General features: G+C 72.0%; 9 protein-coding genes, 1 pseudogene and 1 riboswitch. Of the genes and pseudogenes, 2 read left to right on the top strand and 8 right to left on the bottom strand.

Translation table 11 applies throughout. The annotated features are described in order from the left end of the window. The coding region (locus VR45_RS15680; RefSeq protein WP_045940370.1) for an ABC transporter permease at positions 1-1,634 on the top strand (1,634 nt) is incomplete at its 5' end. A 182-nt stretch (positions 1,635-1,816) separates the two neighbouring features. Here the strand turns inward: VR45_RS15680 and VR45_RS15675 are convergent. The 7 genes and pseudogenes from VR45_RS15675 to VR45_RS15645 form a co-directional block, all read right to left on the bottom strand. Beyond that, positions 1,817-3,193: an NAD(P)/FAD-dependent oxidoreductase gene (locus tag VR45_RS15675; protein ID WP_030398003.1), complete on the bottom strand. Its 1,377-nt coding sequence runs from the start codon at positions 3,191-3,193 to the stop codon at positions 1,817-1,819. Positions 3,194-3,621: 428 nt separating this feature from the next. After that, a complete protein-coding gene (locus VR45_RS15670; protein ID WP_030398004.1) occupies positions 3,622-4,563 on the bottom strand; it encodes a Ppx/GppA phosphatase family protein in 942 nt (313 codons plus the stop codon). 161 nt (positions 4,564-4,724) lie between these two features. Continuing rightward, a pseudogene (locus VR45_RS15665) lies at positions 4,725-5,240 on the bottom strand (DUF501 domain-containing protein); the annotation flags it as partial. Continuing rightward, positions 5,219-5,737 (bottom strand): septum formation initiator family protein, encoded by a 519-nt coding sequence (locus VR45_RS15660; protein WP_052709116.1) that lies wholly within the window; start codon positions 5,735-5,737, stop codon positions 5,219-5,221. The gene VR45_RS15660 and the pseudogene VR45_RS15665, both read right to left, overlap by 22 nt. Positions 5,738-5,863: 126 nt before the next feature. Next, a complete protein-coding gene (gene eno / locus VR45_RS15655) occupies positions 5,864-7,150 on the bottom strand; it encodes a phosphopyruvate hydratase (RefSeq protein ID WP_045940368.1) in 1,287 nt (428 codons plus the stop codon). A 326-nt stretch (positions 7,151-7,476) separates the two neighbouring features. Next, a complete protein-coding gene (locus VR45_RS50070) occupies positions 7,477-8,442 on the bottom strand; it encodes a transglycosylase family protein (RefSeq protein ID WP_045940367.1) in 966 nt (321 codons plus the stop codon). Between the two features lie 5 nt (positions 8,443-8,447). Further along, positions 8,448-8,596: riboswitch (cyclic di-AMP (ydaO/yuaA leader) on the bottom strand. A 254-nt stretch (positions 8,597-8,850) separates the two neighbouring features. Continuing rightward, a complete protein-coding gene (locus VR45_RS15645) occupies positions 8,851-10,137 on the bottom strand; it encodes a cytochrome P450 (protein ID WP_045940366.1) in 1,287 nt (428 codons plus the stop codon). Positions 10,138-10,365: 228 nt separating this feature from the next. Between VR45_RS15645 and VR45_RS15640 the strand changes: the two genes are divergently transcribed. After that, entirely contained in the window at positions 10,366-10,788 is a 423-nt protein-coding gene (locus VR45_RS15640; RefSeq protein WP_045940365.1) for an SDR family NAD(P)-dependent oxidoreductase, read from the top strand. A gap of 64 nt (positions 10,789-10,852) precedes the next feature. Here the strand turns inward: VR45_RS15640 and VR45_RS15635 are convergent, their stop codons facing one another. Further along, on the bottom strand, positions 10,853-11,890 hold the full coding sequence (locus tag VR45_RS15635; protein ID WP_045940364.1) for a MazG family protein: 1,038 nt from the start codon (positions 11,888-11,890) through the stop codon (positions 10,853-10,855). Between the last annotated feature and the right edge of the window lie 78 nt (positions 11,891-11,968).

The following is an 11,968-nucleotide window of genomic DNA, read 5'->3' as shown; positions in this document are numbered from 1 at the left end:
GGGCGATCGGCGCCAGCCGCAAGCAGGTGACCCGCTCGGTGCTGATCGAGGCGTTCGCCATCGGCACCGTCGCGGCCTCGGCCGGCCTGCTCGCCGGCCTCGGCATCGGCGCGGGCCTGCAGTCCCTGATCGCCTCGCTGAACGACAGCCTCCCGACCGGCCCGCTGGTGGTCAAGCCGCTGACCGTGGTGGTCACCCTGGTGGTCGGCGTGCTGGTGACGGTGCTCTCCGCGCTGCTGCCCGCCGTCCGCGCCGCCCGGATCGCCCCGGTCGCCGCGATGAGCAGCGGCGACCAGCCCGCCACCCAGAAGTCCCTGCTGGTCCGGAACGTGCTCGGCTCGCTGGTGGCCGCCGCCGGCATCGCCCTGGTCGCCTTCGGCGCCTCCAAGGGCAACTCGGACGGCCGGATGCCGGTCGCGCTGGGCGCCGTGCTCGCCGTCCTGGGTGTCTTCGTCCTGCTGCCGCTGCTCTCCCGCCCGGTGATCGCCCTGGTCGGACCGGTGCTCGGCAAGCTGTTCGGCATGCCCGGCAAGCTGGCCCGGCAGAACGCGGTGCGCAACCCACGCCGCACCGCCGCCACCGCCGCCGCGATCACCATCGGCCTCACCCTGGTCAGCGGTCTGACGGTGATCGGCGCCTCGGTCTCCGACACCGTGGACCGGGCCATCACCAGCGCGATGAAGGCCGACTACCTGATCTCCGCCGCGAACGGGATGAGCCTGTCCGACAAGGTCCCCGCCGAGGCCGCGAAGGCCGCAGGGGTGGCCGCCTCCTCGCCGCTGCTGGAGGTCGAGTGGAACCTCAACGGCAAGTCCAACACGATCACCGGCCTGAACGCGGACAGCCTGGACAAGCTGCTCACGGTGAAGATGAAGAGCGGCTCCTCGGCCTCCTTCGGCCAGGGCAAGCTGCTGCTCGGCGATGACCTCGCGAAGAAGCTCGGGGTCGACACCGGCTCCACCGTCGAGGTGGGCTACCCCGGCGACGCCAAGGGCGCCCTGACCGTCGGCGGCGTCTACGAGACCAACGACCTGCTCGGCGGGGCCATGCTGGCCAACAGCGAGATCCTCAAGCACGACCCCCAGCCCTCCCTGGACAGCGTCCTGGTCAAGGGCACCGACGGGGAGACCGAGGCGCTGCGGAAGGCGCTCAAGGACTCCACCGGCGCCAACCCGGTGATCGAGGTCAAGTCGCGCCAGGACGTCCGGGACGGCTTCAGCCAGAACATCACCTTCGCGCTGAACATGATGTACGGGCTGCTGGCGATGTCGGTGGTGGTCGCGGTCCTCGGGGTGATCAACACCCTGGCGATGTCGGTCTTCGAGCGCAAGCGCGAGATCGGCATGCTGCGGGCGATCGGCCTGGACCGGCGCGGCATCAAGCGGATGGTCCGGCTGGAGTCCGTGGTGATCTCGGTGTTCGGCGCCGGCATCGGTGTCCTGCTCGGCTGCTTCACGGCCTGGGCGATCAACGGCACCCTCAAGTCCAGCCTGCCCACCATGACCACGGTGCTCCCGTTCGGCCAGTTGCTGCTCTTCCTGGCCCTGGCCGGCCTGGTCGGCGTGGTGGCCGCCTTCTGGCCGGCCCGCCGGGCCGCCGGGCTGGACATCCTGGACAGCATCAAGACCGACTGACGCACCGCACGAGCAGCATGAAGGCCCCTGCCGGAGGGTTTCGGCAGGGGCCTTCTCGCTACTTCTTGTACTCCGCCCGACTCGCACAGCCGGCTGAGCACCACGGAGGTCGTGGTCCGGCAACGGTGCCGGGCGGAGAGCCTCCGACTCATACCCGGTGCTCCCACACCGGGCCGTAGTCGCTACTTGCTGGTGGCCAGCTCCTTGTCGGCAGCCGGCTTCGCGGCCTCGACGGCGGGACGCTTGGTCGGCGCCGTGACCTCCTGGATCGGCTGGTACGGGTTCTCCATCTGGGAGAGGCCGACCATCTCGCGCTTCAGGAAGACGGCGAGGGTCCAGTCGGTGAAGACGCGGACCTTGCGGTTGAAGGTGGGGACCATGGCGCCGTGGTACAGGCGGTGGAACCACCAGGCCGGACGGCCCTTCAGCTTGTACTTGCCGAAGAGGATCGCGACACCCTTGTGCAGGCCGAGGCCGGCGACCGCGCCCAGGTTCTTGTGCTTGTACTCCTGCTGCGGGAAGCCACGCATGCCGGAGATCACGTTGTCACCGAGGACGGCGGCCTGGCGCACGGCGTGCTGCGCGTTCGGCGGGCACCAGGCGCCCTCGCCGGCGGCGAGGTCCGGCACCTGGGCGTTGTCGCCGGCGGCCCAGACGTAGTCGAAGCCCTGGACCTGGAGGGTCGGCGCGGTGTCGACGTGGCCGCGCGGGCCCAGCGGCAGGCCGAACTGGGCCAGCACCGGGTTCGGCTTCACGCCGGCCGTCCACACGATGGTGGAGGCGTCCGTCTCCATGCCGTTCTTCAGCACGACGTGGCCGTCGACGCAGGAGTCCATCGAGGTCTCGATGTAGACCTCGATGTTGCGCTCTTCGAGCTTCTCCTTGGTCCACAGACCGAGGTCCGGGCCCATCTCCGGGAGGATCCGGTTGGCGGCCTCGACCACGATGAAGCGCATGTCGTCGCGGCTGACCGTCTTGTAGATCTTGGCGGCGTCGCGCGCCATGTCCTCGATCTCGGCGATCGTCTCGACGCCGGCGAAGCCGCCGCCGATGATCACGAAGGTCAGCGCCTTGCGGCGGATGGCCTCGTCCGTGGTGGACTCGGCCTTGTCCAGCTGCGCCATGACGTGGTTGCGGAGGGCGATGGCCTCCTCCACGGTCTTCATGCCGATGCCGTGCTCGGCCAGACCCGGGATCGGGAAGGTGCGGGAGACCGACCCGGTCGCGACGACGAGGTAGTCGAAGGGCAGCTCGTACGAGTCGCCCGCCGAAGGCTGGATGGTCGCGATCTTGCGCTCGTGGTCCACACCGGTGACCGCACCGGTGAGCACCTCCGCGTTCTTCAGCGCGGTGCGCAGGGGCGCGACGAGGTTGCGGGGCGCGACGTTGCCGCCGGCCGCCTCGGGGAGGAAGGGCAGGTACGTCATGTACGACCGCGGGTCCACGACCGTGACGGTCGCTTCGCCGTAGCGCATCTTCTTGAGGATGCGCATCGCGGCATACAGGCCGACGTAACCACCGCCGACAATGAGGATGCGAGGACGCTCCGTGGTGCTCATATCCGAAAGTATCCAGCACCGTTCGGAGCAGCCTTCGTGAGCCCGCTCACAAGCGGATGGACCCCCTCTGCTACACTTCGCGCCCCCGTTTCGACCCCCCGGCCGACACCTCACGGCCATTCCGGCCCCCCGGTGGGCACATCCGTGACGACGGCCCCGCTGAGCAGCAACGATCCATGACGGGGCCTGGTTCCCGCACGGGATTTCGATTTTCAAACCCCTGACGGGTCGAAACCTACGATCCTGCGGTTATCACGCCGAGCGAGCCTTCGGTCCCACATATCGGACGGACCGGACCGCGCAGCGCGGCGAACGGGCGGATCCCCATGTGAAGAAATTCACGAACTTTTCCGCACGGCCCCGGGCGCGCCCCGGCCCCGGGGCCCTCGAAGGGCCTCCGGGGCCGGAGCGGTAAGCCTCGTGCCTGGTCAGCGGGCGATACTCCAGGCGATGCCGTCCAGGATGTCGTGCTCGCTGACGACCACCTCGGCGGCGCCCGTCCGCGCCATGATCTCCAGCAGCTCCAGCGCGCCGGCCGCGATCACGTCCACCCGGCCCGGGTGCATCGACGGGATCGCCGCCCGCTCCGCGTGGGTCGCGCGCAGCAGCCGGTCCGCGATCTCGGCGACCCGCTCGCGGGAGATCCGCGAGTGGTGGATCGCCTCCGAGTCGTACCGCGGCAGGTCCTGGGCGATCGCCGAGATGGTGGTGACCGTCCCGGCCAGGCCGACCAGGGTCGCCGCACCGGTCAGCGGAACGGCCTCCTCGGCCCGGTCCAGCTCCGCCCGCACATGCGCCCGCGCCTCGGCGATCTGCTCGTCCGAGGGCAGCTCGGCGCCGCCGAAGTGCCGCTCGGTCAGCCGGACGCAGCCGATGTCCACCGAGCGGGCCGCTTCGACGTCCTCGGCCCCGAGCACGAACTCGGTCGAGCCGCCGCCCAGGTCGAAGACCAGGTACGGGGTGGCGAAGGTGCCGCCGGTGAGCTCCTTGGTGGCGCCCACGAAGGAGAGGTGCGCCTCCTCCTCGCCGCTGACCACCTCGGGCTCGACCCCCAGGGCCGCCCGCACGCCGTCGACGTACTCGGCGCTGTTCTCGGCGTCCCGGGAGGCGCTGGTGGCGACGAAGCGGATCCGCTCGGGGCCGACGCCGAAGCCGGAGATCACCTCGGCGTACTCCCGGCAGGCCGCGAAGGTGCGCTCCAGCGCGTCCGGGTGCAGCCGGCCGGTGCGGTCCACGCCCTGGCCCAGCCGGTTGATGATCATCCTCCGGTCCAGGTCGGTGATCTCCCCGGTCTCCGGGTCGAGATCCGCGACCAGCAGCCGGATCGAGTTGGTCCCGCAGTCGATCGCGGCCACCCTGGTCGTGCTCATGCCTCGGCCTCCCCTGCCTCGTCCGCCCCGTCCGCCTCCTGCGCCGCCCGCTTGGCGGCGCGGTCGGCGGTCTTCTGCTCCTTGGCCGCGATCACGGCCTCGTGGTCCTGCTCCTTGGCCCGGTTGCGGAGCACCCGCTCACCGGCCGCCTCGACCTCCGCCGGGGACACGCACGGGCCCTTGGCCCACCAGTCCTCCAGCATCCCGATCGCCTCGTCGCCCAGCGGGTTGACGCCCTCGCCGGCCGCCAGCGAGTGGCCGACCAGCACGTGCAGGCACTTGACCCGGTCCGGCATGCCGCCGGCGCTCGGGAAGCCCTCCAGCACCTCGATGGCGTCCCGGCGGGCGATGTAGTCCTCGTGCGCCTTCTGGTAGGCCGAGGCCAGCTCCGGGTCCTCGGCGAGCCGGGCGCTCTGCTCCTTCATCACGCCGTCCGCCTCCAGGGTGCCGATCAGCGAGGCGGCCTTGGGGCAGGTCAGGTAGTACAGCGTCGGGAACGGCGTGCCGTCCGGCAGTCGGGGGGCCGTCTCCACGACGTCCGGGTTGCCGCACGGGCAGCGGTGGGCGACGCCGCGCAGACCGCGCGGGACCCGGCCGAGCTGCGCGGCGATGGCCGCGACGTCCTGGTCGGAGACGGTGGGGTGGTTCTCAGTGGTCATGGGAGGGGCTGTCTCCAGCGGAGGCGGGGGCGGGTGGTGAGGAAGGGGCCGGCTGCGCCGGGCTGCGCCGGGGCAGCGGGGGTCGCGGGAGCGGCGGGGGCCACGGGGGCGGCGGCAGCGGCGTCGACGGAGTCCCAGACACTGGCGTACCAGGGCCGGGCGGCCTTGACCGTCCCGGCGGCCGGGCCCTGCGCTGGCGGCGGCGCGCCCAGCGAGGACTTCGCCGGGTCCTGGGCCGCCGGGTCCACCGCGATGTACGGGGTCTCCCCCGGCATCGCGTAGTGCAGCCGGCTCCTGGCCTGCGCCTTGACGTACTCCGGATCCTGCCAGCGGGCCTTCTCCCGGCGCAGTTGCTCGACCTGCTGCCGGGCGTGCTCGGCCCGGGCGCGCTGCGCCGTGATCTCGGACCGTTGCGAGATGAACTGCCGGGTCGGGTAGGCCAGGATCGCCACCAGCGAGCAGAGCACGAGGACCAGGACGGTCGCCCGGCTCGTGAACCGAGGCCGGGCCGCCAAGCCCGGGATCCTCCAGCCTGCCATCTCCGGTGTCCCCTCCTGGTCGCGACGGTGCCCCGCCGACCACCCTACGGGGTGAACGGCGGGGCACCGGTCAGGCGTGCGCCACTCGGGCGGCCGGGCGGGTCAGCCCTCGTGCTTGAACCGCGGGAAGGCGCCGCGGCCGGCGTACTCGGCGGCGTCGTCGAGGATCTCCTCGATGCGCAGCAGCTGGTTGTACTTGGCGACGCGCTCGGAGCGGGCCGGGGCACCGGTCTTGATCTGGCCGCAGTTGGTGGCGACGGCCAGGTCGGCGATGGTGACGTCCTCGGTCTCGCCGGAGCGGTGGGACATCATGCAGCGGTAGCCGTTGCGCTGGGCCAGCTCGACGGCGTCCAGGGTCTCGGTCAGCGAACCGATCTGGTTGACCTTCACCAGCAGCGCGTTGGCGGTGCCGGTCTCGATGCCGCGGGCCAGGCGGGCCGGGTTGGTGACGAACAGGTCGTCGCCGACCAGCTGGACCTTGTCGCCCAGCTTGTCGGTCATGGCCTTCCAGCCGTCCCAGTCCGACTCGTCCAGCGGGTCCTCGATCGAGACCAGCGGGTAGGCGGCGACCAGGCCGGCGTAGTACTCGATGAGCTCGGCGGAGGTGAGCCCCTTGCCCTCGAACTGGTAGGCGTCGTCCTCGTAGAACTCGGAGGCGGCGACGTCCAGGGCCAGCGCGATGTCCTTGCCCGGCACGTAGCCGGCCTTCTGGATGGCCTCGACGATGAGGTCGAGGGCCTCGCGATTGGAGTCCAGGTTCGGGGCGAAGCCGCCCTCGTCGCCCAGACCGGTGGAGAGGCCGCGCTCCTTCAGCACGCCCTTGAGCGTGTGGTAGACCTCGACGCCCCAGCGGACGGCCTCGGAGAAGGACTCCGCGCCGATCGGAGCGATCATGAACTCCTGGATGTCGACGTTGGAGTCCGCGTGCGAGCCACCGTTGAGGATGTTCATCATCGGGACCGGCAGGACGTGCGCGTTCGGGCCGCCCAGGTAGCGGAACAGCGGCAGGTCGCTGGCCTCGGAGGCGGCGTGCGCGACGGCCAGCGAGACGCCCAGGATCGCGTTGGCGCCGAGCGAGGACTTGTCCGGGGTGGCGTCCAGGTCGAGCATGGCCTGGTCGATCAGGCGCTGCTCGGTGGCGTCGTAGCCGACCAGCTCCGGGCCGATCTGCTCGATGACGGCCAGGACGGCCTTCTCCACGCCCTTGCCGAAGTAGCGGTTCTTGTCGCCGTCGCGGAGCTCCAGGGCCTCGAAGGCACCGGTGGAGGCACCCGACGGGACAGCGGCACGGCCGGTGCTGCCGTCGTCGAGGCCGACCTCGACCTCGACCGTGGGGTTGCCGCGCGAGTCGAGAATCTCACGGGCTACGACGACATCGATGGACGGCACGAGGCATCTCCTAGCGGAAGCAGGTACCGGCTGACAGTGGGGTGCCGTCGGCCGGACGATTGCGGAGTCGTTACGACCAGAGCCTAACCGCACCGGCTGTCCGGGCCACGTCGACCTCGGCTCCGTCTCAGCGTGTGGCTGTGCTACCCACCGGTAGTTCACCTGGTTGCCCGGCCTCGGACGTCCCGGGGCGGACGAAGGGGGCGGAACGGGCCGGTGCCGGCGCGTCTGCCCTCCTGTCCGCCCGTCCGCTTGTCCGCCCGTCCGCTTGCCCGCCTGTCCGGTGACGGGCAGGCGGGGAAGCGGGCAGCGGAGTGGGCGGAGCGTCAGCCGAGGGCGAGGACCTGGCCGGGGACGATCAGGTCCGGGTCGCCGCCGACGGTGCCGCGGTTGCCGTCGTACAGGGCCTGCCAGCCGCCCTGGACACCCTGCGCGGTCGCGATCCCGGCGAGAGTGTCGCCGGAGCGGACGGTGTAGCCCTGGCCGGCCTGCGGCTGCTGGGCCTGCTGGACCTGCGGGGCCTGCTGCGTCTGCTGCGGTGCGGGGGCGGTGCCCTGGCCGGCGTACTGCTGGTACACACCCTGGTGGCTGGTCCAGTACCAGGCGCCGTTGTTCTGGTACCAGAACACCTTGGCGTCGGCGTCCCAGCCGGCCCGGCCGGAGAACGACGGCGCCTGCGGCTGGGTCTGCTGCTGGACCTGCGGAGCCGGCTGGGCGTGCCTCGGCGCGTACTTCGGAGCCTGCTGGGTCTGCGGGGCCTGCTGGGCCTGCGACTTGGGGGCGGCGTGCTTCGGCGCGGCCTTCGGGGCCTGCTGCTCGATCTGCGCCTGCGGGGCCTGCTGCGGCGGCTGGGCCTGCGGCTTGGGGGCGGCCGGGGCGGCGTCCGCCGAGGTGTCGACCGCCGCCGGGGCACCGCCCTTGCTCAGACCGGCCTTCTTGGAGCACACCGGCCAGGCGCCCGGGCCCTGCGAGGCCAGCACCTTCTCGGCGACGGTGATCTGCGCCGCCTTCGAGGCCTGGTTGGCCTGCGGCGCGTAGGAGGTGCCGCCGAACGCCTTCCAGGTGCTGGAGGTGAACTGCAGGCCGCCGTAGAAGCCGTTGCCGGTGTTGATGCTCCAGTTGCCCCCGCTCTCGCACTGGGCGACCGCGTCCCAGGTCGAGGCCGGGGCGGCCGAGGCGCCGGTGGCGGTGAGGATCGGCATCGCCAGTCCGACGCCGGCGACACCGGCGACGGCGATGGCCTTCTCGGTCTGGGTGCGGCGACGGTGACGGCCGGTTCCGACGAACAGCATGAAGAAGTCCCTCTCCGCACGCCTGCGAGGTGAGCTGTCGGGTTCGGACCGGGAGGTGGCCCGGCCGCACGGAGGCGGCTTCACCCCAAGCCGTGGGAGACGGCGCAAGACCTGGTTCCCCCGCCCCTGCCCAGGGTTCTGGTCGGTTTCCGGTGACGCGGCGGGCAGGACTCGGCGTTCCGCGCACGGGACCCGCTTCCGCGGGCTCCCCGGAGAGTAGACAGATCTTCAGAGCAATCACAAGCTCATATCGCCGCTATCACACGGAAATCACGTCAGGTGATGGATTGCCTACCAACCGAAGAGGTATGTCCGGATTGATGGAGGTTCACACCCCCCGGAGCCGTCTCGTGGAGACTCCGCGTCAGCGTGTCGTGAGCCCCCCGTGAGTCCCCCCGTGAGTCCCCCTCAGTGAACTGCCGAGGGGTCCGCGGAGGTTGCCTCCGATGTCGTTTCCGGCGTGAACTCCACCGGAAGTTCACGAAGTCCGCGCATGATCAGACCACCGCGCCAGCGCAGCTCCTCCGGGTCCGCGGCGAGCCGGAGGTCCGGCAGCCGGGACAGCAGGGTGGTCAGCGCGGCCCGCCCCTCCAGTCGTGCCAGCGGGGCGCCGATGCAGTAGTGGATGCCGTGCCCGAAGCCCAGGTGCGGGTTGTCCGCCCGGGCCAGGTCGAGGGTGTTCTCGTCCGCGAACCGCGCCGGGTCCCGGTCCGCCGCCGCCAGCACCACCAGCACCGGGTCACCGACCGGGATCTCCACCCCGCCGATGGTCAGCGGGCTCGTCGCGAACCGCCAGGTGGCCAGCTCCACCGGGCCGTCGTAGCGCAGGAGTTCCTCGATCCCGGTCTCCAGCAGACCACTCTCGCCGCGCCCGATCGACTCCTGGAGCAGGGCCCGCTGACCCGGGTTGCGCAGCAGCGCGTAGACGCCGTTGCCGATCAGGTTCACCGTCGTCTCGAAGCCCGCGAAGAGCAGGATGAAGGCCATCGCCGCGGCCTCGTTCTCGGTGAGGTGCTCACCGTGGTCGCTGGCCCGGATCAGCCCCGAGATCAGGTCGTCCCCGAGGTCCGCGCGCTTGCGGTGGATCAGCTCCGCGAGATAGGCCCGCATCCGCTTCACCGCCCGCCCCACGCCGCCGCGTTGGCCGCCGCCGTGGCGGATCATCATCCCGGCCCAGTCCCGGAAGTCGTCCTGGTCCTCGGCCGGCACCCCGAGCAGGTCGCAGATCGCGTAGATGGGGAGCGGGAAGGCGAACTCGTGGATGAGGTCGGCCGATCCGCGCGCCGCGAAACCGTCGATCAGCCGGTCCGTCAGCTGCTGCACCCGGGGCTCGAAGGCGGCCACCCGGCGCGGAGTGAAGGCCTTGGACACCAGGCGGCGCAGCCGGGTGTGGTCCGGCGGGTCGATGTTCAGCAGGTGCGTCATCAGGTCGGCCTGGCGCTCGCCCGGGATGCCGACCCGGCCGGTGCGGTGGGCCTGCTCGCTGTGGTGCGCCGGGTTCTTGGAGAGCCGGCTGTCCGCGAGCGCCTGGCGGGCGTCCGCGTACCGGGTGACCAGCCAGGCCTCCACCCCGCTGGGCAGGGTGGTCCGGTGCACCGGCTCGTGCTCGCGCAGCCACGCGTACGCCGGATACGGGTCGGCGGCGAACTCCCAGGTGAACAGGGGCGGACGGGCGGAAGCGGGCTGAGCTGGCATGGGTCGACGGTATCCCGGGCGCGTCCCCGGCACCGCACCGTGGGCGCCGCCGTTCCCACCGCCCGGCGCTCGTTCCGGTGATCGTTCCGGTGATGGTGGGCAGGAGCAGGCGTGAGCCTGGTCACCTGAGGGGTAATTCCTGTTGCGGAGGATCCGGTCGTGCCTACGATCCTCCGCAAGATGTCCGTGGGCGCCGGTGCGGAGCCGCCCACAGGGAGGAGCAGGGCCATGCGGGTCACCGGTGCGGTCATCGTGATCGCGGTACTCGACGGCGGGTCGGGGGCGGGCCTCGCCCGCCGCTTCACCGCGGCGGGAGCCGCCGGGATGCTGATCGCCGACCAGCGGGGCGGGGTCGCCGAGGACCTCGCCACCGAGCTCGACCGGCCGGGCTGCCCGGTCGTCGGGGTGTGCGGCGACGTCCGCCGCCCCAGCGATGTCGCCGCGCTGGTCGACACCGCCGAGAAGCACCTGGGCCCGATCGACCTGTTCTGCGTGGCCGGGCCGGACGGCGAGCGGATCGTCTCCCTCTCCGACCTGCCCGCCCACCTCGACCTGGAGCGGCTCGCCGAACTCGTCGCGCTGGTCGGCGAGGCGATCGGCGAGGTCGTTCCGCCGCAGCGCCGTCCGGTGGCGGACGTCGCCGCGGTCTGAGGGGCCGGGGGCGGTCGGGGCTGCTCGGTCGCTCAGGGCTGCTCGGGCTGCTCGGGCTGCGCGGTTACTCCGCGGGCTTCAGGCCCTCCGCGGCGCGCACCGTGTCGCGGTAGCCCCGCGCCGCCGCCCGCAGTGCGGCGTCCACGTCGAGCCCGGCATCGTGCGCACGCTGCGCCACCGCGAGCAGCAACCGACCCGCGGACTCAGCGGTGAGCTCGGCGGGCAGCTCGTACGGCTCGTCCGGCACGCCCGCGAACCCGGACCGGCGCACCCGCGACACCAACTTCGCCGCGTAGGCCAGCGAGGGCAGCCCGGCCGGGACGCCGTCCAGCACCGACTCCCGGTCCGACTTCTCGGCCGCCTTGAGCGTCTCCCAGTTGGCCTCCACCTCGGCCGCGCCGTCCGCCTCGGTGTCCCCGAACACATGCGGGTGCCGGTACATCAGCTTCTCGACGATGTCGCCCGCCACATCGTCGATCGAGAACGCCCCGGTGGGGTGCTCCTCGGCGATCCGGGAGTGGAAGAAGACCTGGAGCAGCACGTCGCCGAGCTCCTCTCGAAGGGTGTCGCGGTCCCCCTCCTCGATCGCCTCGACCAGCTCGAAGGCCTCCTCGACCAGGTACTTCACCAGGCTGGCGTGGGTCTGCTCGGCGTCCCACGGGCAGCCGCCGGGCGAGCGGAGGCGGTCCATCACGGACACCAGGTCCAGCAGCCGGGAGCCCGGCAGGTCGTACGAACCCGGCAGCACCTCGATCTCCGGCACCTCACCGGCGTGCTCGACCGCGAGGCGGGCCAGCGCGTCGGTCAGCCCCGGGTCGCCGTCCGGGCCGCCCAGCCAGACCGTCGCCCCGGCCCCGGCGGCGCCGTCCGCCGGGGCCCCGGTCAGCAGCCGGGCCAGCGCGGGGGCCGAGCCCGGCGCCACGACCTCCACCTCGACACCCGCCTGCCGCAGGGCGGGCAGCTGCGGGTGACCGGCGTCGCCGACCAGCACCCGCCCGGCCGAGCGCAGGGCCTCCCAGGCCGGCCAGGACAGCAGGCCGGGGGCCACCCGGTGGGTCGTGATGAGGAGGATCAGCTTCGCGCCCGGAGGATTCGTCGTCACCCCTCGAACCTACCCGTCCGCCCGCTGCCCCCGCCGCCGGGTTTCTGTCCGGTCTGCGTGGGTGAGCGGGGCGGGTGC

Source organism: Streptomyces sp. NRRL S-495, from assembly GCF_000966955.1.
Taxonomy (GTDB): Bacteria; Actinomycetota; Actinomycetes; order Streptomycetales; family Streptomycetaceae; genus Kitasatospora; species Kitasatospora purpeofusca.
This window is presented reverse-complemented; position numbering and strand designations above follow the sequence as displayed.